The organism is Shewanella maritima (assembly GCF_043643735.1).
GTDB lineage: Bacteria > Pseudomonadota > Gammaproteobacteria > Enterobacterales > Shewanellaceae > Shewanella > Shewanella maritima_A.
The window spans coordinates 44,287-68,384 of the sequence record NZ_JBHZSM010000004.1 but is presented as its reverse complement, the minus strand read 5'-3'; the positions used below and the strand labels follow the sequence as shown (position 1 = coordinate 68,384).

General features: G+C 40.0%; 20 protein-coding genes. 8 read left to right on the top strand and 12 right to left on the bottom strand.

What is annotated here, in order from left to right:
* Position 1: 1 nt before the first annotated feature.
* The 4 genes from ACHUGF_RS06215 to ACHUGF_RS06200 all read right to left on the bottom strand — a co-directional run bounded on the left by ACHUGF_RS06215 (position 2) and on the right by ACHUGF_RS06200 (position 4,672).
* Positions 2-502: a TlpA family protein disulfide reductase gene (locus tag ACHUGF_RS06215; RefSeq protein ID WP_394129925.1), complete on the bottom strand. Its 501-nt coding sequence runs from the start codon at positions 500-502 to the stop codon at positions 2-4.
* 61 nt (positions 503-563) lie between these two features.
* Entirely contained in the window at positions 564-1,208 is a 645-nt protein-coding gene (locus ACHUGF_RS06210) for an outer membrane beta-barrel domain-containing protein (protein WP_394129924.1), read from the bottom strand.
* Entirely contained in the window at positions 1,178-1,912 is a 735-nt protein-coding gene (locus ACHUGF_RS06205; protein ID WP_394129923.1) for an SH3 domain-containing protein, read from the bottom strand. Before ACHUGF_RS06205 ends, ACHUGF_RS06210 begins: the two co-directional genes overlap by 31 nt.
* A gap of 57 nt (positions 1,913-1,969) precedes the next feature.
* Complete coding sequence (locus ACHUGF_RS06200) at positions 1,970-4,672, bottom strand: HzsA-related protein (protein WP_394129922.1); 2,703 nt, start codon at positions 4,670-4,672, stop codon at positions 1,970-1,972.
* 242 nt (positions 4,673-4,914) lie between these two features.
* Here ACHUGF_RS06200 and ACHUGF_RS06195 point away from each other — a divergent pair, with 242 nt between their 5' ends.
* From ACHUGF_RS06195 to ACHUGF_RS06185, 3 genes are read left to right on the top strand one after another with little or no spacing between them, the layout of a single operon-like run.
* A complete protein-coding gene (locus ACHUGF_RS06195) occupies positions 4,915-6,189 on the top strand; it encodes a hypothetical protein (protein ID WP_394129921.1) in 1,275 nt (424 codons plus the stop codon).
* Positions 6,190-6,191: 2 nt separating this feature from the next.
* The gene (locus ACHUGF_RS06190; RefSeq protein WP_394129920.1) at positions 6,192-8,630 is read left to right on the top strand and encodes a LamG domain-containing protein; all 2,439 of its coding nucleotides are present in this window, start codon (positions 6,192-6,194) and stop codon (positions 8,628-8,630) included.
* Positions 8,631-8,681: 51 nt separating this feature from the next.
* Positions 8,682-10,259 (top strand): hypothetical protein, encoded by a 1,578-nt coding sequence (locus tag ACHUGF_RS06185; protein ID WP_394129919.1) that lies wholly within the window; start codon positions 8,682-8,684, stop codon positions 10,257-10,259.
* A gap of 131 nt (positions 10,260-10,390) precedes the next feature.
* Here the strand turns inward: ACHUGF_RS06185 and ACHUGF_RS06180 are convergent, their stop codons facing one another.
* Complete coding sequence (locus ACHUGF_RS06180) at positions 10,391-11,374, bottom strand: FAD:protein FMN transferase (protein ID WP_394129918.1); 984 nt, start codon at positions 11,372-11,374, stop codon at positions 10,391-10,393.
* Between the two features lie 182 nt (positions 11,375-11,556).
* Positions 11,557-12,468 (bottom strand): polysaccharide lyase family 7 protein, encoded by a 912-nt coding sequence (locus ACHUGF_RS06175; protein WP_394129917.1) that lies wholly within the window; start codon positions 12,466-12,468, stop codon positions 11,557-11,559.
* A gap of 237 nt (positions 12,469-12,705) precedes the next feature.
* Between ACHUGF_RS06175 and ACHUGF_RS06170 the strand changes: the two genes are divergently transcribed.
* The 4 genes from ACHUGF_RS06170 to ACHUGF_RS06155 all read left to right on the top strand — a co-directional run bounded on the left by ACHUGF_RS06170 (position 12,706) and on the right by ACHUGF_RS06155 (position 17,172).
* Complete coding sequence (locus ACHUGF_RS06170; RefSeq protein WP_394129916.1) at positions 12,706-13,368, top strand: SDR family oxidoreductase; 663 nt, start codon at positions 12,706-12,708, stop codon at positions 13,366-13,368.
* Between the two features lie 224 nt (positions 13,369-13,592).
* Positions 13,593-15,146, top strand: coding sequence for an AbgT family transporter (locus ACHUGF_RS06165; RefSeq protein ID WP_394129915.1), 1,554 nt, complete (start codon positions 13,593-13,595; stop codon positions 15,144-15,146).
* Positions 15,147-15,351: 205 nt separating this feature from the next.
* Complete coding sequence (locus tag ACHUGF_RS06160) at positions 15,352-16,614, top strand: sensor domain-containing diguanylate cyclase (protein WP_394129914.1); 1,263 nt, start codon at positions 15,352-15,354, stop codon at positions 16,612-16,614.
* Between the two features lie 84 nt (positions 16,615-16,698).
* Entirely contained in the window at positions 16,699-17,172 is a 474-nt protein-coding gene (locus ACHUGF_RS06155; RefSeq protein ID WP_394129913.1) for a YciI family protein, read from the top strand.
* Between the two features lie 17 nt (positions 17,173-17,189).
* Here ACHUGF_RS06155 and ACHUGF_RS06150 read toward each other — a convergent pair whose 3' ends face one another.
* On the bottom strand, positions 17,190-17,762 hold the full coding sequence (locus tag ACHUGF_RS06150; protein WP_394129912.1) for an MATE family efflux transporter: 573 nt from the start codon (positions 17,760-17,762) through the stop codon (positions 17,190-17,192).
* Between the two features lie 9 nt (positions 17,763-17,771).
* Between ACHUGF_RS06150 and ACHUGF_RS06145 the strand changes: the two genes are divergently transcribed.
* The gene (locus tag ACHUGF_RS06145; protein WP_394130129.1) at positions 17,772-18,287 is read left to right on the top strand and encodes a LysR family transcriptional regulator substrate-binding protein; all 516 of its coding nucleotides are present in this window, start codon (positions 17,772-17,774) and stop codon (positions 18,285-18,287) included.
* Between the two features lie 18 nt (positions 18,288-18,305).
* Here ACHUGF_RS06145 and yfaE read toward each other — a convergent pair whose 3' ends face one another.
* The 5 genes from yfaE to ubiG all read right to left on the bottom strand — a co-directional run bounded on the left by yfaE (position 18,306) and on the right by ubiG (position 24,078).
* Positions 18,306-18,659: a class I ribonucleotide reductase maintenance protein YfaE gene (gene yfaE / locus ACHUGF_RS06140; protein WP_394129911.1), complete on the bottom strand. Its 354-nt coding sequence runs from the start codon at positions 18,657-18,659 to the stop codon at positions 18,306-18,308.
* Entirely contained in the window at positions 18,634-19,764 is a 1,131-nt protein-coding gene (nrdB, locus tag ACHUGF_RS06135) for a class Ia ribonucleoside-diphosphate reductase subunit beta (RefSeq protein WP_394129910.1), read from the bottom strand. Before nrdB ends, yfaE begins: the two co-directional genes overlap by 26 nt.
* 51 nt (positions 19,765-19,815) lie before the next feature.
* Positions 19,816-22,104, bottom strand: coding sequence for a class 1a ribonucleoside-diphosphate reductase subunit alpha (nrdA, locus tag ACHUGF_RS06130; RefSeq protein WP_394129909.1), 2,289 nt, complete (start codon positions 22,102-22,104; stop codon positions 19,816-19,818).
* A 472-nt stretch (positions 22,105-22,576) separates the two neighbouring features.
* Positions 22,577-23,299 carry an HAD family hydrolase gene (locus ACHUGF_RS06125; protein WP_394129908.1) on the bottom strand — a complete coding sequence of 241 codons (723 nt, stop codon included), beginning with the start codon at positions 23,297-23,299 and terminating at the stop codon, positions 22,577-22,579.
* 56 nt (positions 23,300-23,355) lie between these two features.
* The gene (ubiG, locus tag ACHUGF_RS06120; protein ID WP_394129907.1) at positions 23,356-24,078 is read right to left on the bottom strand and encodes a bifunctional 2-polyprenyl-6-hydroxyphenol methylase/3-demethylubiquinol 3-O-methyltransferase UbiG; all 723 of its coding nucleotides are present in this window, start codon (positions 24,076-24,078) and stop codon (positions 23,356-23,358) included.
* Positions 24,079-24,098 lie beyond the last annotated feature (20 nt).

Below are 24,098 nucleotides of genomic sequence, written 5' to 3'. Positions count from 1 at the left end.
GTCATTCTCGGATAAGTTGTTTAATGGCTTTGGCATACTTTTTCTCATATCCATCTTGGTAGCCATAGTAAACATGACGGACATTGCCATCGCGATCGACAATCACGGTCGTTGGCATCGCTTTAACATCATAGGTTTCTGACAGGGTGTTGCTTGCATCAAATAGGATAGGGAAACTTAAATCTAATCCTTTTAAGAAATTACGCCCAGCTTCATTATCTTGCTCAACATTGATACCCCATACTTGAACGCCAAGATCTTGATATTTATCTTGCAGCTTTTGCAACACGGGCATTTCTTTACGACATGGTCCACACCATGAAGCCCAAAAATTAATAATGATAATCTCGCCGCGTTGCTCAGCAAGGTTAAGGTTTTGCCCTTGCATGCTTTTTAATGTGAAATCGGGTGCAACTTGACCAGGAGACAATGCAAACGAAAAAGAACTGACCAATAATGATGCTGCACTCATTGCAATTGCGATAGTTTTTGACTGAAACATAAACATCCTTTTAAACGAAAATATCATTACTAGTTTGTCTTAGAAGTAAAATTTGTTTGTCTTAGAAATAAAAAGCAACACCCGTTGCAAAAGTAAGGTTATGTGTGGTTTTTGAAGAACCAGTGACCTCTGTATTAAACAAATAATCACTCATGCTGATGTCCCACGCTATCCAATCTGTAAAGAACACTCGGTAGTTGGCTGTGATATCGACAGTAAATTGATCATCACCAGCAAAATCAGTGCTACCTCCACCTAATTCAATTGAAAATACACTGTTATAAACGGTGTTCTTGCTGAAAAAGATCTCACCAGGGAAAAAGTTATAACCAAGGTTAAGACCGTAATAACTCAGTTCACGCTCTTTATCTGTGAGTAGTGGCGCTGTATTGGTCAATTTTTCAAAACTTGTCTCGCCAGCTTTTGCTTGAGCATACCTTGCTTTCACATAAAAACTGTCGGTGATGTGATAACCCAAATGTGCGCTTACCCATAAACTAGATTCGAAGTCTTCAATGGACATCAAACCTGCTTTAATGCCTACTTCCCAATTTTCAGTATCTAATACATCATCAAATACTTGACGTCGTTCAACATCTGCTTTGACATTGACATCATCATTTGCAAATGAAGCAAAACTGCTCCCTGCTAATAAAATAGGGGCACATATAGCGCTTAAAAGAATACGCTGAAACCGATTTTCCATGTTTCTATCTCTTCGTTTTCGTCTCTGTCAGTCAGGGCGAGTGATAATTGATATTCGGCACGGACAATAAAGTTACGTGCCAGATGGTATTTCAAACCTGCAGCAGCGCTCATCAGTGTATGTTGTCGTGATTGTGAGTCAGCGATAACACTATGAGGGTTAATTTTAATCATGCCGCCACCAACGCCGATATAAGGAATAACAGTCCAATCTGGTCTTGGTTGGGCATAGAACATGCCTTGATATACATCGCTATCTGAAATTTTCCCGAACGCTTTTGCCGTAGAAATTTCTACGCTAAAGACATCGGTGAAAGCATAATCACCATAAAGACTGTAATAATTAGCGCCTTCAAGATCGCCATAAAAAACACCGAATTCATAGTCTCGTTCGGGGTAGTGGTATTTATTGGTTTGTTCATCAACAACGGTTTCACCAGCAAGCGAAAAGCCTGTTAACTTATCTTCATGAAACCAGCCTTCAACACCGCGTTTATCTCTTACTTTTAACCATGATGTACGCTTGAGTAAAACAGTTACTTGTTCATTCTTTTCAATGACATGTACAATAGGGTAGCCAGCACTTGGGCCGGAATGCAATTCAATGTAAGGTGCACTAATCGTGATATCGATTGTTTCAGCGCATGCCGTTTGACTACATATCATCAAAAAGCTGATGAATATGATTCGTTTAATGGCTGTCATGTTGTCCTGTTATTATTAGTTAGTCCGTTAATAGGCTAATTTGCAAAATTAGCCTTGTTACTCTTCAACATAAAATGGTGTGTTGTAATACTGCGCACCAATATCAAGCCACTCAGAGATTAAGCGCTGTTCATGGTTGTTCAAAATACCCAAGTGAGTGTCGTTTTGCATGACATTGAAAAATGCACTGCTTGCACGCGCGCCATTAACTCGAAGAATTGAATTGACTGGTACTGTGACCATTACTGGAATAGGTTGACCGTTTTCGTCCAGAATTAACTCGCCATCGCTATCAACTTGATAAACGATATTGCCATCGGCATCGAGCAACACGATTAATCGATCAACTAATATGCCTTCAACTTCTTCTAACTCAATATCGTTAAAAAACAATTCTCGATAACTTGTATAGTGTGCAGGCTCATCTGTTGAAGGTGTTGCCACTAACTCCAATTGTCCAGCTGGCACTTGTGCAACACCATCAGCATCTGCGCGACTATGACAAGTGGAGCAAGTGTTATCGACTAATAACTCACCCGTTATTTCATCAAAAGTTTGCCGCTGAACATCCCAGATAGGTTGGATGTGTTCTTGATAATTAATTTGAATACGACAATAGGCATTCCATTGCGTATAACAGTCACTGCCGTTGGGGGCTGCAGATAATAGCGCTGAATAACGATGTGCTAAATCAGGATTAAGCGTGGAAGACGCAGGTGTCCATTTATCTGTATAAACTAAATCACTGGATAACTCTGCAATGCCTTCTAAAGAAGCAAGCGCTTGTGCCATAGTCTGACCAATATCTGGCACAATAATATCGCGCGTGTTTGGAAATGGTGCTGCTGAAGTTGCGCCGATATTGATTGGTTCGGCCTGTGCATCAACTCTGCCGTGAGGAAGGGTACTATTGGCTGTGTGACAACCAATACACTGCAGCGTTTCCCCCGGCCTGACTGAAAACCATTGTTGATGTCGGCCTCCAATACGATGGCCATTGATATCTAATATACTGATGGCGACAGGGACATTAGCCGGAATTTTAACTTGCACTGAACCATCTGGTTGAATCGGTGTATAACCGACAATTTCGCGCATCAACTGATTATTACTACGACCAAAATCCGTATTGGGTATATCGCGGACGTCATCATCTGGCATAGGTACGCCACGAATAACCCGTAAGAAGCGAGCGGGTCGTTCTTGTGCGCGGGTTTGTAATGGGTCCATTAATTGTTGGAACCCACCTGGATTATCTGCAGAAATTGAAGCATCTTGGCCGTCAAAATCATAAACGCTGCGTATATGAATTGCTCCAGCAAGTTGATCGACCATTTGCGCATCCAAGCCATCCCCGACGACTTTATCGGCGATAAAAGCTTTAGGATATAAAGTTGGCTGCATAACGATGGATTCAGTTAAAACATTATTTTCTTCAGGGGTTGTCACTAATTGCTGAGTATTTTCTTGGTCATCATACAGCCATAATTCGAAATTAGCCTGGGCCTGAATAAGATTCTCGTCAGCTAATTGCTCAGCAGATAATTGACCACAACTGCGGACTTGTTCCTCTACTATGACTTTACATAAATCCCAGCTAAGTAAATAGCGTTGGCTATTATCTGGCAGTGGAAATAAATGGGTAATCCGGCCTTGTGAAGATAACTCAGGAGAAAAGTTAAAATCATAACTTTCAAACGCTATATCGTTTATTGCATTACCATCTACATTACTTTGTAAACTCGGTTGTTCATTATCAATAAAGTCAGTGATGTTGATGGTGACAGGGCGTTTTTGATAAGCAGTATCATCATCGCCAGTTAATAGCATGAATACATCACCATTAGGAAGTTGCTGAGTGCCAACATAATCTAGCGCCGAAGTTTGACCATCAAATGCAACTTGATGTGAATGCCAGCCAAACACTAATTGGCTATTAGTACCATCAGGATTCATGATGTATAAATTAATGCCATGATCGCCACCCATTGCATCGAGACGGCTATAAAGGATTTTGCCGTTTTGAAGAACCAGCGGAGAAAAATCATGACTGAGATTGAAACTGAGTTGTTCGATGTTTGAACCGTCTTCATCCATTACATGAATATTGAAGGTATATTGGTCCCGTTGTTCATCAAGGGCGGTATATTGCGGTTTACCTTCATCAAGTAAAATAGCACGAGATAGCTTTTGTCTGGTCGATGCAAATAGAATTCGACCATCAGGTAAAAAGCTAGCCATCAAATCTTGCCCTTGTGCAGCGACATTATCTGATGTGATCACTCTGTTTAATTGATCAGTGGCAAGATCGTACCGCCATATATTCCAAGTAGGCTGTTCTGATTCTTCAGCATCTTCTATTTCGGGTGCGCGAATCGACACTAAAAATGACATGCCATCATCCGATACACTGAGATCGCGGATATCTATTGCAGGCTCAGCGGTTTCTTCATCTGAAACTTGAACTTCAGAAAATAGGCCGGTTGTTAGGTTACGTTCTATGGCATCGGCAAATGCATTCTGTTTTATATGTAAACTTGCACCGGGATTAAATCTGGCGGGATTACGCAGCTCAAACTGAGGTGGGATTAATTCTGACATTGATTGGTCAGTATTTAAGCTACGTTGAATGTAAACGACTGGGTACTCAACTAAAACGGGATCGGGTTGTTGATCTCGGATCGCTGTTTCAGTATCGCAAGCTGAAAGTAAAGCAATATTTAACAATAACAGTGCTTTATCCGCTTTAGACCGCGTCATTAATCATCCTTAATTCGTTATTATAATTGTTAATATGACATGTCTGAAATGTAATATTTCTTGACATTATTGCCATGTAGACGCAGTGTTTCAATACTTTTTTTATAAAAATGTTTCTTCGTAAGTCAAACGAAGGAGCAGATAATTACAATAAGAACTCGTCAACACCTTGAGTGAATTATTATGCTAAATAACAGATTCAATCAGGTTGTGTATTAGAGATGAGATGACAAGGAGACAGTATGAAGCGCGTTCTTTATACGGTGCAAAGTCTGACAATGAATCCAAACAGAAAGGTTTTTAAATCTCGCGCTAATAAGATCGCGTCATATATCTTATTAGCCAGTTCATTCGCTGCATTAAGTTTTCAAGTAAATGCAGGCTATCTAGAGCAAGCTAAGCAGTTACACGATAGGTTAGCGGGTGTTCCAGCAAGTGAACAGATATTGCAAGACATGTCTGTATTACTCCAGCAAAATAAACCAATAGAAGCTGCTTACATAGCAATGGAGTCGCCAGCGTTTTACTCAACAACCTTAAAGTTATTTGCCAGCCCTTGGACAAATATCGATCAAGATGTGTTTGAACCGTTGAATGATTATTCAGCAACTGTTATTGGCATGGTTCGAGATGATGTCGATTTTCGCCAAATTCTGCAATCTGATACCGTTTACGTTGGTAATGCATCACTAAACCTGCCCGCATACAACAGAAATAACAATGATCACTACCAAGCACTGGAAGACAGATTTGTTGATTTAAAAGCTCACCTTGAACCTACCAGTCAATCCAGTGTTTCGGGATTGCCCGCAGATGCTACTGCAGGCGTTTTAACCAGTCGCGCTGCTGCAAAAGCTTTCTTTTACCTTGGCACAAATAGAGCCATGCTACGGTTCACGTTAATGAATCATTTGTGTACCGATTTAGAACCGTTAAAAGATACCAGTTTGCCCTCAGATAGAATTAGGCAAGACGTGAGTCGAAGCCCTGGTGGAGATAGTCGTTTGTTTTTAAATAACTGTATCGGTTGCCATACCGGTATGGACCCATTGGCTCAAGCATTTGCATATTATGAATACCAATTTGACCGCGATGCCGATCCTCAAGGTGATTCTGGAGCAATCAGCTATAACCAAAGTGGCCAGATAGATCCTGTTACCGGCACACGTGTACAAGCTAAGTATCATTTGAATGCAACCACTTTTCCCTATGGTTATGTCACTAAAGACGATAATTGGAGCAATTACTGGCGTGAAGGTGATAACCAGCGTCTTGGGTGGGATCAATCATTAGCAGGTGAAGGCCAAGGGGCTAAGTCACTTGGTCAAGAGTTGGCAAATAGCGACGCCTTTGCACAATGTCAGGTGAAGAAAGTGTTTAAGAGTATTTGTTTCAGAGATGCAGAATCCAATGAAGATCTGGGACAAATAGCACAATCAACTGCGCAATTTAAACAAAGTGGTTATCAACTGAAACGTGTATTTGCTGAAGTCGGCAACTACTGTATGGGAGAATAATCATGAAAACATATTCTTCAAAAATTTGGTTGTTAAGTATACTCATTACTGGTTTGACAGCTTGTGGCGGTGGTGATGTAGAACAAAACCCGCCGCCACCGATAGATCCTGGTACAAATGAATACACCGGGCCTGCACCTACCACCGAAGATATCCAAAAATACAAAGTGTCGCTTTGGGATAATATGTCCACCCAAGATAAATGTGGCGCCTGCCACACTGAAGGGGTTCAAGCACCTTATTTTGCTAGTCGAAATGACGTAAATGATGCTTATGCGGCGACCATGCCATTGGTTGATTTGTCAGATCCAAGTGCATCACGTTTAGTAGAGAAGGTTGCTGGTGGGCATAATTGTTGGCTTGCTAGTGACATTGCATGTGGCGAAACCATGGCGCAGTGGATCAAGCTTTGGGCTGATGATCGTGTTAGTACAGCCAATACGATTGAGTTAGTCGCGCCAGTGATACGTGAACCGGGTGCTAGTAAGAACTTCCCATCTGATAGTAGTTTATTTAGCCAACACGTATACCCTATAGTGAGCCAATATTGTTCTCAATGTCATAGTGAAAGTGCTGATTTTGCACAGTCCCCTTTCTTTGCTAGTGCTGATATTACCCAAGCTTATGAATCAGCTAAAAAAGTGATAAATCTCGATGAACCTGCACAGTCAAGGCTGGTCGTTCGTTTAGGCAGTGAATTCCATAACTGTTGGAGTAATTGTCAGCAAAATAGCCAAGAAATGCTAGCGGGTGTAAATGCTTTAAGTGATGGCATTGAACTGGATGAGATATCACCAGAAATGGTGGTTTCCCGCTCTCTAAGACTGACTGATGGTATAACTGCGTCTAGTGGTGGGCGTTTTGAAACGGATATGATTGCTTTGTATCAATTTAAGGCTGGCACAGGTAGTACAGCCTATGATACTTCAGGAATATCTCCTGCGGCTAACTTGGCTTTAACAGGAGATTATGAATGGCTGGGTAGTTGGGGGTTAACCTTTAACAATGCTAAAGCACAGGCGAGTACAGCCAGCAGCAAAAAGCTTTATGATCTTATTACTGCAACAAATGAATTTAGTGTTGAAGCTTGGGTTACACCCAATAACGTTGTGCAAGAAGGGCCTGCAAGAATAGTGACATATTCAGCTGGAGATACTGAGCGTAACTTTACCTTGGGTCAAACCTTATATAACTATGATTTTATGTTACGTACTAGTACGTCCTCCAATAATGGTGATCCAGCATTAAGCTCGCCTGATGCAGATGAAGTGCTTCAGGCAACGCTGCAGCATGTAGTGCTGACCTATAATGCGCAAACTGGTCGGAAAATGTATGTTAATGGTCAACTTATCGATGTTGTTGATGAAGATGTCGCACCATTAACAAATTGGGACGATACCTTTGCACTTATTTTAGGTAGGGAAGCGTCCAATCAAAATGTGTGGCAGGGTGACGTACGATTATTAGCTATATTTAATCGTGAGTTAGCGCCAGAACAAATCCAACAAAATTATGATGTGGGTGTTGGAGAAAAGTTCTTCCTATTATTCTCTATCAGCCATTTAATTGACTTACCTGAAACATATGTGATGTTCGAAGTCAGCCAGTTTGATAACTATAGCTATCTATTCAGTGGCGCTTCGTTAGTCAACATCAATGGTAGTGCTGTGGCTGAAAACTTTATTATGCAAGGCCTAAGGCTTGGCATGAATGGTAAAGAAAGTGTTCAAGGCCAATCTTATGCCAATGTTGATATGACGGTTATGTCAGGTCAGGCATTACAGCAACCATATTTATTTTCTGATTTAGGTACCATCATTGGTTTAGAAAAAGGTGCCAATCAAGATGAATTTTTCTTAACGTTTGAGCAATTAGGGCAACACACTAATGTGCGTATTCCTGGTGAGGTTGTGACACCTGCTCCAGTAGCGGCATCAACTGAAACATCGCATATCGGTATACGTAATTTTGCTGAAATAAACCACAGTATGAGTGTATTGACCGGTGTTAATCAGCAAACAACAAAAGTATTTGATACTTATCAATTGGTAAAGCGACAATTGCCGAGCATTGAAAATATTGACACTTTCATCTCTGCACATCAAATGGGGGTGACGCAATTAGCCATCGCTTATTGTGATAGTGCAATTGAAGATAACGTTATTCGTACTACTTGGTTACCAGATGTTGATTTTAGTCAAACACCTGCGGTGGCACTTTCAACTACAGAACGTGGAAATTTACTCAATCCATTAATCGATCAAATGATGCCGCTTGATTTGGTTACGCAACCTGTGAAGTCTGAGGTATATAGCGAGTTAGATAGTTTAGTTGGTAAGTTATCTCAATGCGGTACAAATTGCGATGCTGAGCGAACTGCAACAATCGCTAAATCAAGCTGTGCAGCCGTATTAGCCAGTGCAGTCATGATGGTGCAGTAATGATGAACTTGAAAACGATTAAAAATATAAAATGTATGCAAGGAAGCCACTATGACTAAGCGTAAATCACTACATCTAGATGCGCCTTTGTTATTTTCTGATCACAGAAAACCGTTAACTCGACGTGAATTTATCGCCAGTGGATTATGTAAGGGCGGGCAGGTCGTAGCAGGTGCTTCATTATTCAGTTTGTTTGCTAATCCAACTGATGCGCAAGCTTCATTATCACCAGACTTAGAAGCACTACGGGATAGCTGTGGCATTAATGTACAAGGTGCAGGCAAAATTCCATTTATCAGTTTTGATTTAGCCGGCGGTGCTAACATTGCGGGGTCAAATGTATTGGTCGGTGGTGCAGGTGGTCAGCAAGACTTTCTATCCACGGCAGGATATAACAAACTTGGTTTGCCTGGTGATATGGCACCATCAATTGCCAATCCTACCGTGGGCATGTCAGACTTTATTAATACCGATCTCGGTTTAGCCTTTCATTCTGACTCTCAGTTTTTAAGAGGGATACTTGAAAAAGTTTCCCCTGAAACAGCAACACGCATTAATGGTGCAGTGATCCCTTCACGTTCAGACAATGATACTGGTAATAATCCACACAATCCTATGTATGCTATTGCAGCTACGGGTGCTGATGGATCTTTAATGCCATTGATTGGATCGCGCAATACAGATTCCGGTGGTAACTCAATGGCTGCCAGCAATTTTATGGACTTATCTAAAAGACCAACCAAAATTGATAGACCATCAGACGTCACTGGTTTAGTCGATGTAGGTGACTTATTTAGCCTATTATCTCAATCTGATGCAGTGACTGTAATGGAAAGTATTCAGCGCATTAGTGCGCAGAAAATGGCTGCAGTTAATACACAAGTAACCCGTGATGATGTCATTAAAGATTTAGTTAATTGTGGTTACGTTAAAAGTGCAGATTTAGCAGATAGATTTGGCGATCCATCGACACTGAACCCGCTACTTGACCCTGACATTGTCGGTCCTGGTGGCATTTTCACCATAAACGAGTTTGATAGTGAGTCAGAGTTTCAGAAAACGGCCTCTATTATGAAACTCGTCGTTAATGGCTATGCTGGTGCGGGCACTGTGACAATGGGCGGGTTTGATTATCACACTGGTGAGCGCGGTACAGGTGAGTTACGTGATTTGAGAGCTGGTCGTTGCATGGGTGCGTGTTTAGAGTACGCAGCTAGACGCAATATGCCTCTAATGATGTATGTTTTCAGTGATGGTTCTGTGGCCAGTAATGGCCGTATTGATGATTCAGAAGATGGTCGTGGCAAAGGTGAATGGACTGGTGATAATTCATCAACAGGTGCGTCATTCTTCTTAGTGTACAACCCAAGTGGCCGTCCACAATTAATGGGTGCGGACGCTGAGCAAATGGCTCGACACCAGCAAATTGGCTTTATGCGCAGTGATGCTTCAGTGGATACTGCTTCTGCGCCATCGGCGAATAATGTGAATTTATTAGTTGATACGGTATTGCTTAATTATATGGCTTTACATGGTGAGCAAGGTCAGTTTGCTAGCGTTGCCCCTAGGCAAGGCCTAGGCAGCGGTGCAATGTTAGATACCTTAACGGCATTCCAACCGATTGTTTAGCATTTAAACACTAATTAAAACACGCCAAATTCATAAACGCCAAAGTGATACTGTTCATGAGTTTCACCTTGGCGTTTCTATTTCTAGTAATTAAGCGTGGGTACAGTTAGGAAATTGAGGGGGGCAAAACACTAATTCTGTTGTAACCCTGTCGACATATGCATGGTTCGTGCATTATCAATAATAATGGCTTCATAATCAGCAAGATTATTGATTAGGGACATACCTTCATTTAACCCTTTAATAAATACAGCTGTTGAGAGTGCATCCACATAAGTGGCATTTTTGCCCATAATACTGACACTAATGACTTCCCTTGCTGAGTCTCCGGTTTTCGGGTTAATAATATGATGGTAACGAATGCCGTCTTCAATAAAATATCGTTCATAATCTCCTGAAGTCGAAATAGATTCATTTTCAAGGGGAATTGTCACAGCGGTTTTATCGGGTGATCTTGGGTGCTTCACACCGACATACCAAGGTCTACCTCTTCTATCACCAAGCATACTGGTATCGCCACCGGCGCTTACTAATGCATGTTCAATACCTTGTTGCTTCAACAGCGCAATGGCTTGTTTAACAGCATGCCCTTTAGCGATACCCCCTAAATCAATTTTTATATCAGGATGCGTAAAGTGAATACTATGATCAGCACCTTTCAGTAAGATTGATTGGTAATTTATTGCTTCAAGACTTTTAGCTATAGCTTGTGCATTGGGTTTGATGCTCTCACGATAGTTATATTGATAACCAACAGATGCATAGGTGATGTCAAACGCGCCGTGGGTTAACTGAGCAATATGCTGTGCATCTTTAATTAATAAATATAGCTCCAGTTTTATTGGAACAGGCTGTTGTGCTGCCAGCAAGTTAACTTGTGATAATTGGCTAGTTTCAATATATGGGCTCATTAATTGATTAATACGATCCATTTCAGCAACCACAATTGCCACTAATGCTTGAGCCTCATCAGATTGAAGTGCACTAGGGTGCCAGAATTCAACATGTGCTTGTGTGCCCATGACAGTAAATGTGTGTTGATGCCAATTGGCATTAGCATTTTTACATACGCATGATAATAGGAATAAGCAGATAATTTTGTAAGTGTTAGACATGCTCAGACTCAGATTGGTATTGCAATAAAGATACGGTATTAAGCGAGTGCTGCTCTATACAGCATATGACTCATACAAGCTCAAGCTAAAATATCATTGTTATCAGCGCGATAAAAGAATAAACCACCGATAAGGTGGCTTATTCTGGTTATGAGGCTAACCGTATATATTATCTCGTACTTTTACTTAGCTGGTGCAACAAGATATGGCGATTGTGCAGTTTCTTTTGCGTATTCAAGGCTGTAAAAGTGCGCTTCACTGGTACCATTTTCAAATTGGTTATAAACACCAGCTTTGAAATAGCTCAAAAAGTCTTGCCAGTAGTCAATGTTATGGTCCACTCGAGTGACACCATCTACTTTAACAATCAGACGTTTATCACCGACTAAGATATCGAAGCGAGTAGGGTGATCAGGATCGTATTTGCCGAGATTGACTCTAATATATGCATTTTTACAGTCGGCCGTGTCTCTGTTACCGCTTTTGGTACTACAGTTGATGTTGTTGTTTTTGATGACGGCCCAGTAATGGTCTGAAAAATCACGTCGCTCAGCTTCATATACAATGCGCATCAATGGGTGCGGTATATAACCTACGCCATGCTTACCGTCATCAAATGTGCCTTTGTTGTGTACTTGTAAGATGGTAAAGGCATCATTCTTACTTGGGCTATCTTTCATTGATTCACGCGGGTTAATTGGCATAACATCAGCTGACAGTCGATAGAAGGCATTGGCATCATCTGTTTTAAAATTATTTTGAACACGAAATTCATTTCGTAATTTATAGCCAGTCATTTTCATAACCAAGGCTTCAGCATTTGTGTCCACATAAAAATATTCGTTGAGCACATCACTAAAATCACCATCTTTAGCTAATTCATATTTACTGCCTGGCTTAGCATTTGGTTCAGAAATTTGTAGCTTTGATACCTTTGCAATTGAGTCGAACTTACTATATTGGGTAACGGCAACTTTTTCGCCTGTTAGCGGCTTTGCTTGATACGCAGAAGGGATTGTAGGTTCAGTGCTTGCACAGCCAAATAATAAAGCTGAACATAACAATGCTAATGACAGTTTAGATGTTTTATTCATGTGTACTTCCTGTTTCTTAGAGTTAGCAGATTTTACATATAATAATACAATTGATTCTGTGTAGCAGATCTCATTTCAGATTATTTTAAGCATGGCTTTTTTCATCTTTTATATTATGGATAAATGTTGAATTATGACTGGAGTTTCTGAATTGGTATCTTATGCTAGTCAATTAGTTATATTCTTGTTAGCAATGTATGCAATCAATAAATTTCATGAGAAAAGAGAACCAAAATTATGAAAAATATCGTTATTACAGGAGCTAATAGAGGTATAGGCTTAGCGCTTGTAAAACAGTTTATAGATAAAAATTATCGAGTGTTTGCTGTTTGTCGTCAGTCTTCATTGGCACTAGCACAATTAGATGTTGAAGTCATAGATGGCATTGATGTGGTTAATGAAGATGATCTTATTCGTCTACAACAGCGATTAATGGATGTGGATATTGATTCATTAATCTGTAATGCAGGAATTTTACGTGATGAGCAACTTGGCAATCTAAACCTAGCCACAATCCGTGAACAATTTGAAGTCAATGCAATTGCGCCATTAAGAATTGTAGAGTTACTGGAAACCCACTTGGTCAACAACGCAAAAATTGCCATGATTACCTCCAGAATGGGCTCGATTGCTGATAACTCGTCTGGTGGACGTTACGGTTATCGTATGTCTAAAGCAGCACTTAATGCCGCTTCTATGTCGATAAGCCATGATTTAGCTTATAAAGGTGTTGCTATTGGCATTTATCACCCTGGCTATGTCCAAACTGACATGGTTGGTAATCGCGGTGATATTTCAGCTGAAGAAGCAGCTAAAAGATTAACAGGTCTGATTGAAAATTTGTCTTTAGCAAATTCTGGTGTGTTTATGCACTCAAATGGACAAGTGTTACCCTGGTAAAGTTTCTGTATAAATCATTAGTAGTTTTTGTCAGCTTGTTTATTGTTTTCGCTTTCAATGAAAATATCACTGAATTTGTTCACATAATGATGGTTTTTTATTTTACTCAGTTAATTTCAAGCTTATTTTAAGGTTTGCTACATAAATGGTGTTTATGCTGGCAATTGTATAATTATCATAAAAAGATTCGGTGTCATCATCGAGCTAGGATTTAAGGAATAGTCATGAGTGCAAGTACACAGTCTGACGAACCACAGAAGGTTGGTCGTCTTACTAGGGTGTTGGATGGGATTGAAAAGGTAGGTAATAAACTACCTGATCCTGCGATGTTATTTTTAATTTTACTGTTTGCTGTTTGGGGTGTATCAGCTCTACTCTCAGGGGTAAGCTTTGAAGCGATCGATCCAAGAACAGATGCACCTATTGTGGTCAATAATCTGATGAGTGCAGCAGCACTGACCGATTTTTTAACTTCAATGGTCACCACATTTACTGCATTTGCGCCATTAGGTGTTGTATTGGTGGCTATGTTGGGTGTGGGTGTTGCAGAACAGTCGGGTTATATTAATACTGCACTAAAGCAGATGCTTAAAGTGACTCCAGCCAAATTGTTAACGCCAGCAGTTGTGGTTGTCGGCATTATTTCACATACCGCTACTGATGCTGGTTACGTGGTGGTTATTCCACTTGCTGGTGTGATCTTCTTTACAGTTGGCCGCCATCCTTTAGCGGGCATTGCAGCAGCATTTGCCGGTGTTTCAGGTGGTTTCTGCGCTAACTTTATTCCATCAGGTATAGACCCACTACTGCAGAGTTTCACACAATCTGCGGCGCAAATTTTAGACCCAGATATTCAAATCAACCCTTTAAATAACTGGTTTTTTGCCGCTTCATCATGTATTCCAATTACACTGGTAATTTGGTATTTAACTGACAAAATTTTAGAGCCAAGATTAAACCGTTCACACAAGGTCAATCGTGAAGAAGTTGATTTACCCGCAATGGATGAAGCAACGGGTGCTGAGATGAAAGCATTTAAAGTAGCTTCACTCGCTATGTTTGGTGCAATGGCCGCATTTTTCTTCTTAGCATTACCAGAAACGTCTACCTTACGTGATGAAAATGGTTCGTTAACCAGTTTCAGTGCGCCATTAATGCAATCCATTGTGCCACTTATTTTTATCTTTTTCGTATTACCGGGCTTAGTATATGGCTATATGACTAAAACATTCCAAAGTTCTTCTGATGTTGTACAAGCCATGTCGAAGTCTATGAGTGGTATGGCACATTATATTGTTATGGCCTTTTTCTGTGCTCAGTTTGTTGCTGCATTTTCAGCATCAAACTTAGGTGCATTAATCGCAATTGAGGGCGCAAGTGGTCTTAAAGCAATGGCTTTACCACCTGAAGTGACCGTGGTTGGTATGATCCTGTTGGTCGGTTTTGTTAACCTATTTGTCGGCTCTTCTTCTGCTAAGTGGGCCTTGATTGGTCCTGTTTTAGTACCTATGTTGATGCAACTTAATATCAGCCCTGATTTATCACAAGCTGCTTATCGTGTCGGTGATTCAAGCTCAAATATCATTACGCCACTTATGCCTTACTTCCCGTTAGTCGTTGTGTACTGTCAACGTTATGTTAAAGGCATTGGTATCGGCACACTAATTTCGATGATGTTGCCATTTAGCTTGGCGCTATTATCTATATGGAGTGTGTGGCTACTAATATATTGGTCCATAGGTCTGCCGTTAGGCTTAGGTGCTAGTTACGTTTATTAATGAATAAGATAATGGAAAAGCAGCGTTTATCGCTGCTTTTTTTTTGAGTGATAATCGGGCGTAGGTTTCACCATCTATCAAAATTATTATTAGAGTTACTAACATATTGTTGGAAGTTATATGTCGTAGATGGGTTTATCTATAGTTTGAACTACAATTAGTGTGTTTATATTTGATGATAAAATAATAAATTGGATTACCCCATATGTCTGAATTAAGCATTGACTCCACTTACGGAGTGATTGTTATCCAGGATTTAAAAGTACTTCATGTAGATGACAATTATGCAAAAATATATGGGTATGCTGATGGCAATGATTTACTCATTCATATCGATTCCTTTCTTGATTTAATCCCTGAGCGATTCCACTCCAAAGCTTGTGAGAACTACCACGATACTATTGCAGGTAAAATTTACCCACGTGGCCACACATACGTAAATATCGACCGCAGTGGCCGTGAGTTCACCGTCTTTTCTGTAGATCATGTTATCGATTGGAATGATAAACCTGCTTTGCAGGTCACAGTAATTGATTTATCTGTAGTCGTTGAAGCTAACAGGCGGATTCGGGAAAAAGATCGTATGTTTACTAAGCTAATCATGCAATCTGGGCAAGGGATTATGGTTCACCGTGGCTTTAAACCTTTGATGGTTAATCAAGCATGGGTAAATGCGATACATGCTGAGTCGGTTGAGCAAGTACTTTCAATGGATAGTATTTTGTCCATTATCCCTCTAGAACATCAAGAAGATGCAAAACAGCAGTACCAGCAGATAATATCTGGTGAGGTGGTTGGTAAGAGTGTTGTATCAGAAAATATTTGCTTCGATGGTGTCAGGCGTTATTTCAATATTTATAACAACGTTATTGATTGGGATTATGCGCCAGCAATACAGGTAGTATTGGAAGATATAACTGACAAAGTGAAATACGAGAAAGCTTTAGCACATCGGGCAACACATGACAGTTTAACCGATTTACTCAATCGCAATGCCATTTATGATTGGATTGACGAAAAGATGCAAAACAATATCACTTTAACATGCATCCTAGCTGATATTGATAATTTCAAAATGATTAATGATAACCATGGTCATGCAGCAGGTGATCAAGTCATTTTGACATTAGCCAGAATTTTTTCGAAAAATATAGCAAAAATAAATGGCATTGTTGGGCGTTGGGGCGGAGAAGAGTTTATTGTATTTGTCTCGTCTGCGGATAATGAAACGGTTTACCACTTAATTGAATCTGTGCGTACTCAATTTGCAGCCTATATTTTTGAAACAGACTCATGCCAATTTTCAGCGACGGTTAGCATTGGAATTGGCTTTAACTGCATATGTGATGAAAACACCGTTATCGACGATTTAATTAAAACGGCCGATAAACGATTATATATGGCTAAAGCGAATGGCAAAAATCAAGTAAGCGCCACTGATTGTGTTTGCTGTAATGAAAATAACTAAACAACAATTGCTATCTTTTTAAAAGGTCTACACTGAAAGGGCGGAGTAATCCTTGTTGCTCTGCTTCACTTCAATGGGGCAAATATGAAACATACTCTTCATCAGTGCTTATATATATTAAGTACTATATTAATCACCCTCAGCGCTAACCAAGCAATAGCGTCTAACAATCCAGATTATGATCCTAAATATGCTGCAAAGCTTGGTGCTGATCAATATGGCATGAAGCGTTATGTTATGGCGTTTTTACGAAAAGGGCCTAATCGTGATCAGCCACAAAAGCAAGCAGATGAATTACAGGCAGCGCATTTAGATAATATTAATCGATTAGCTAATGCTGGTAAGTTGGTATTAGCTGGACCATTCCTTGATGATGGCGATTTGCGCGGGATCTATATCTTTGATGTAGCATCTGTTGCTGAAGCAAAAGCACTGACTGCAACCGACCCTGCTATCAAAGCTGGTAGCTTAACCATGGAGTTAATTCCTTGGTACGGCAGTGCAGCATTAATGCAAATAACCGAGTTACATTACAAAGCTGCAAAGACAGTTTTTTAAAATTTTTGGGTATCAGCCTAAACATTCTGATTCTGTTGCCCAGATTGTTGCTTAAAACTGTTCAACTCTTTGATGAACAGTGGGAGCAGCAACACCGTTAATACAATATTCGATATTGGAACAGAAAGCCAAACACCTGTTATGCCGAATAAAGGAGGTAAACAAAAGATAAAGGGAAGTTGAATAGCCATATTTGCAATAGATATTTTTAGTGATGTTTCTGCTTGATTCATAGCAATAAAATACATAGTTGCAATAAATATTATCCCGTCAAATGCTAGTGCAAATAGATGTAGTCTTACCCCTTTTAATGCTTCAATCATTAGTTGCGGATTGTCATCTATAAAAATACCAATTATGGCTTCGGGAAAGAGATTTAAACTGACGACCATACCTATTGCTAACAAGATCACTACCTTTACAGCAAGTAAGACAGTTTGTGAAATTTTATCAAACAGTTTTGCACCATAATAATAACTTATAGGTGGTTGCATCCCCCCCGCGATACCTTCAGCAATTAAATAGAATATTGTGGCTATATATCCAATAACAGCAAAGGCGGCAACATGTACAGCAGTGCCGTATTCCATGAATAATTTATTATTAATGGCTCTCAAAATGATATTTGGATTTGGGTCGATGAACAAAAAGCGGATGTCGGTATTGTATTTGACGGTGAAGGTTTACCGAAAGATTTGGAATACTTCTCTGTTGATAGCTTTTACTTAACCTTGGTAGTGGGTAAGCAGCACCCATTAGCTAGTATTCCCGTACCTACGCTAACTGAGTTAAATCAATATAAGCAATTAGTTATTTGTGATTTGCAAGGGAAGGTGAGTCAGCCAATTTCATCTAATTACTGGTTGTTAGATAGCTTTTATTACATTACTGGGCTGGTCAGTCATGGTGTTGGCTGGGCGTTAGTGCCAGAGCATATTGCCAAAGCAGAGTGGATCCAACAAACAGGCGTGGTTGAATTGGATAGTTACCATATCCCTGAATCTTTATTAGTTGAAGTGGGTCTAGTTAAACGGCGTAATAAAGGCTCTGGGTTGGTTATGGAATGGCTACTAAAAGAGCTTGAGGTGTTATTTCAAAAAAGTAGAACCAGATAACTTGGTTAAGTAAATGTATTAAACGGGCTCTTTCACTTTATCAATAGCATCAAACAAATTTAGCGTTGGAGATGGGGTGTGGCTCATATCTAAATCGATATTTGTTTCTGGCACACAACAACATGGTAGGCATTCATTGTCGGCAAGTTCAACCAAAGGTTCAGTTACATATGTCACTTCACCGCTGTTTATTTTGGTTTTACAGGCACCACAAAAACCATTTCGGCATTCAGAAAACACTTCAAGTTTTTTAAATTCTAGCGCTTCAAGCAAGGTTGACTGCTTGTTATTAAAGAGCAGCACAGGCTGCCCTTTAATACTAACGATAGGGGCTTTTTTGTAAGGATTATAAGTCAAAATCAGCAAACTCATCGCTATCGACAGCTGAGTCAATTTGACCGACTAAGTATGAAGACACTTCAACTTCTTGTGGGGCAACTTGAACGGCATCACTTTCAAGCCAGTTCTTCATCCATGGCAGTGGGTTAGACGTTTGCTCATAAGGCTGAATAAGGTTAACTGACTTCATACGTTGATTGGTAATGTATTCAACATACTGACATAAAATTTGCTCATTCAAGCCAATCATTGAGCCATCTTTAAATAGGTACTTAGCCCATTCTTTTTCTTGTTCAGCAGCTTCTAAAAACAAGTTGTAAGCTTCAGCTTCACATTCTTGTGCAACTTCAGCCATTTCAGGATCGTCTTTGCCACCTTGCATAAGGTTCAGTATGTGCTGTGTGCCATTTAAGTGGAGCGCTTCATCACGGGCAATCAGACGAATAATTTTAGCATTACCTTCCATCAACTTCCGTTCAGCAAATGCAAATGAACAAGCAAAGCTGACATAAAAGCGAATAGCTTCGAGTGCATTGACTGACATCATGCAAAGGTACAGTGCTTTTTTAAGTACACGCGAGTTAACTGTGATGGTTTCACCATTAAACTCATGAGTACCGTCACCATGTAATTCATGTACTTGCGTAAGCTTTATTAGCTTGTCGTAATAATGTGAAATATCACCCGCACGCTTTAAAATCTCTTCATTTTCGACAATATCATCAAATACCACTGATGGGTCATTGACAATATTTCGAATAATATGTGTGTATGAACGCGAGTGAATGGTTTCTGAAAAAGACCAAGTTTCAATCCAAGTTTCTAGCTCAGGCAGAGACACTAACGGAAGAAATGCCACGTTTGGTGAACGACCCTGAATAGAATCAAGCAAGGTTTGATACTTAAGATTAGAAATAAAGATATGCTTCTCATGAGCCGGTAAATCTGCGTAATCAATCTTATCCCGACTGACATCAACTTCTTCTGGTCGCCAAAAGAAAGACAATTGCTTTTCGATCAATTTCTCGAATACTTCGTATTTTTGTTGGTCAAAACGCGCAACGTTAACTGGCTGACCAAAGAACATGGGTTCTTTAGTGGCATCATTTGGGGTTTGACAAAAAGTTGAGTAGGCCATTTTATTATTCCTAAAATAGCGGGTAATTACCCGCTAGTATCCATTCTGTATTTAAATTTTACACGCGCCGCCAGCACAGCTGTCATCTTCTTTTTCTACTGCGGTGATGTCATCATGTTGATCTGAAGCCCCATCACGTGTGTTGTGATAGTAAAGTGTTTTCACACCTAATTTGTAGGCATTCAACAAATCTTTAAGTAATGTTTGCATCGGCACTTTCTTGCCATCAAAGCGAGTAGGGTCATAGTTGGTATTAGCTGAGATCGCCTGATCTACGAACTTTTGCATAATGCCAACTAACTCTAAATAACCTTGGTTATTAGGCATGTTCCAAAGTAATTCATAATCATCTTTTAACTGCTCAAAATCAGGTACAACTTGCTTAAGTTGTCCGTCTTTACTTGCCTTAACACTAATAAGACCTCGTGGTGGCTCAATACCATTAGTCGCATTTGAGATTTGTGAAGATGTCTCTGAAGGCATCAATGCTGATAACGTTGAGTTACGTAGACCATACTGCAAAATATCTTGGCGTAATTGTTCCCAATCCATGTGCAATGGCTCATCACAGAATTGATCAAGCGCGCGCTTATATGTATCAATCGGCAATAAACCTTGTGAGTATGTGGTTTCATTGAAAGCAGGGCAAGCACCTTGCTCTTTAGCCAAATTCATAGAAGCTTTTAATAGATAATATTGAATTGCTTCAAAAGTTTTATGAGTGAGATTATTTGCCGAGCCATCGGAATAGCGCTTACCGTTTTTAGCAAGGTAATTGGCGAAGTTGATCACACCAATACCGAGTGTACGACGATTCATTGAACCCAACTGCGCTGAAATAATTGGGTAATCTTGGTAATCAAGTAAGTTATCTAATGCACGCACTGCAAGATCTGCTAACTTCTCTAGTTCCTCTAGGCTTTCAATAGCACCAAGGTTTAATGCTGATAATGTACAAAGGGCAATTTCACCATTTGGATCATCAACATTATTTAGGGGTTTAGTCGGCAGCGCAATTTCAAGGCAAAGGTTAGATTGTTTAATTGGCGCAACTTTAGGGTCAAATGGGCTGTGGGTATTACAGTGATCCACATTTTGTATATAGATACGACCAGTTGAAGCACGCTCTTGCATCATTAATGAGAAGAGTTCTACCGCTTTAATTGTTTTACGACGAATGCTGCTGTCATTTTCGTATTGAACATATAAACGTTCAAATTCCAATTGATCGGCAAAGAATGCATCGTACAAGCCTGGAACATCTGACGGGCTGAATAAGCTGATGTCCTGATCTTTAATCAGGCGTTGATACATTAACTTATTGAGCTGTACACCGTAATCAAGATGACGTACACGGTTATCATCAACGCCGCGGTTGTTTTTAAGTACTAACAGAGACTCAACTTCCAAATGCCACAATGGGTAGAATAAAGTGGCTGCACCACCACGAACGCCACCTTGTGAACATGATTTAACGGCTGTTTGGAAATACTTATAAAAAGGTAAGCAACCAGTATGGAATGCTTCACCACCGCGAATTGGGCTACCTAACGCACGAATACGTCCAGCATTGATACCAATACCCGCACGTTGGCTGACATACTTAACTATCGAAGATGCTGTCGCATTAATTGAATCTAAGCTGTCGTCACACTCAATCAGTACACATGAGCTGAACTGACGCGTTGGTGTACGCACACCCGCCATAATTGGGGTCGGTAAAGAAATTTTGAATGTAGAGGCTGCATCGTAGAAATCTTTGATGTAAGTCAGGCGAGTTTCTTTTGGGTACTTAGCAAATAGGCATGCTGCCACTAATATATAAAGGAACTGTGCACTTTCATAAACTTCATGTGTTACACGGTTTTGAACGAGGTATTTACCTTCAAGCTGTTTAACCGCTGCGTAGGAAAAGTTCATATCACGCCAGTGATCTAAATAGCCATCCAAAATTTCAATTTCTTCACGAGTATAATCAGCAAGAATATGGGTATCATATTTACCTAATTCGACTAACTTAGTGACATGATCATAAAGTTTTGGCGGCTCAAACTGACCAAATGCTTTTTTGCGAAGATGGAAAATAGCTAATCTTGCTGCAAGAAATTGATAATCTGGCGATTCAGGTGAAATCAAATCAGCAGCAGCTTTAATGATCGTTTCATGAATGGCCTCGGTTGGAATGCCATCAAAAAATTGTAAATGAGATCTAAGTTCAACCTCAGATACAGAAACGTTGTTTAATCCTTTTGCCGCCCATGTAATGACTCGGTGAATTTTCTCTAAGTCAATTATTTCACGTTCGCCACAACGTTTAGTGACCATCATATTGCTGTTCATTGAAGATTTGCCTTGGTGTAGTTATTCACCCTAGTGTCAGTGTTAAACACATTGGTTGTAGACTAAACATCGGTTAACCATCCATGGGATGCAATCTTTATGCATTAATAACATTTTGTTATCAATTCGCTATCAGTTTTAAGATCCTGTTTGGATCACGATACTTTACGAATTGCAAGAGATTATTTGTGTCTACTTAACACTTAAATACACTATATATGGTGTTGTTTAAAATCTAAGGTACAAGATAGTGAGGTTTGATTGCTTTTGCAACCCTGAATTATTAGAACATCTTGTGGATAAGTTGAGGACAGTTTTAACTGTTAGTAAAGGCTAACCCCACAGGGCAAACTTTTCAATCATTTACAAAATGCAACATATCTTTAACCTTCCTCTGTTAAAGTTTTGATCGCTAAAATAATCAGCGATTAGATTAAAAACTGAATCGGTTTATTGTGCATTATTTTGAACGTTATATTTCAAAATTTGTCGCTACCAACCACTTTGCTACTGAGTCTGGCGTGTCAAATGTTACTGTTGCAGGCCAGCTTTCTGGTTCATCAGTCTTTGCTATATAGCCCCACAAAGCAGTCCCTCCAATCATGGAGGCATTTTGTGCTGCAATAAGATCCCGCTCGGCATCACCCAAATACAAGATATTTTGCGGATCGACACTGATCTGCTGCGCTGCTAGTAACATAGGAGCAGGGTGTGGTTTGGGATGTTTGGTACTGTCACCAGATACAGTGGCTTTGCAATGTGTATCAAGAGACAAAGCTTTCATCAGTGGACGCGCAAATTTTGCTTGTTTATTGGTGACTACACCAAAAGGGATGTTATGTTTATTCAATAGATTTAATAAGCCTGTCATGCCATCAAATAAGCGTGCATGCTCACCATTTAATTTATGGTAATGTGCTAATAATTTTTGTTGAATAGAAATGTGAGTTGCTTCGCTTTCATTTGGTAGGGCGCATCTGACTAAATGTAAACTACCGTGGGAAGCAGCATGGCGCAGACTATCAACATTATGAGTTGCAAAGTTTTCTTCAAGTAGACTGGCATTGAGTGCCGCGACCAGATCTGGCGCTGTATCCACCAAAGTACCATCAACATCAAATAACACACCTTTAACTTGTACCTCTGTCTTTTGGAGCAGAGTAGCTTGAGTCTCTTTATTATCTGTATATGGCATGTATATCTCGTATTTTTTTCAGGCACAAAAAAGCCCTAATGAAAGGGCTCAAACAGTTAATCTACTTTTCGTGTGGCAATCATATAGTTTACATCGACATTATCTGTGTACTTGAACACACCTGATACCGGGTTATAAGTTATCCCGAGGGCGTCTTTACAGATTAAGTCTGTGTTATCAACCAATGAGATAAGCTCTGATGGTTTAATAAACTTGCTATGCTCGTGAGTACCAACCGGTAACATCTTTAATAAGTATTCAGCACCAACAATGGTTTGTATGAATGACATGATATTGCGATTAATGGTTGAGAAAAAAACATACCCATCCGGTTTGACCATATCGCAGCAAGCTTGAATAACAGATTGCGGATCAGGCACATGCTCTAACATTTCCATGCAAGTTACCACATCATAATATTCTGAGTGGCTATCTCGGTGTTCTTCAGCTGTAGTTCTAACATATTCCACAGTGACACCAGTCTCTAAGGCATGTAGTTTGGCGACTTCTAATGGTTCTTCACCCATATCAAGGCCAGTGACCTTAGCCCCTATTTTCGCCATGCTTTCAGATAAAATCCCCCCACCACAGCCCACGTCTAGGACTTGTTTTTCGAAAATACCGCCGGCAGTTCTATCGATATAATTAAGTCTTAACGGGTTGAGTTGATGCAGTGGTTTAAAATCGCCATTTGGATCCCACCAACTTTCGGCCATTGCTTCAAATTTAGCAATTTCTTGAGGGTCAACATTTTGAGCTTGATTAGATTCTTGTGACATTACAGCACCTAGGTCAAACA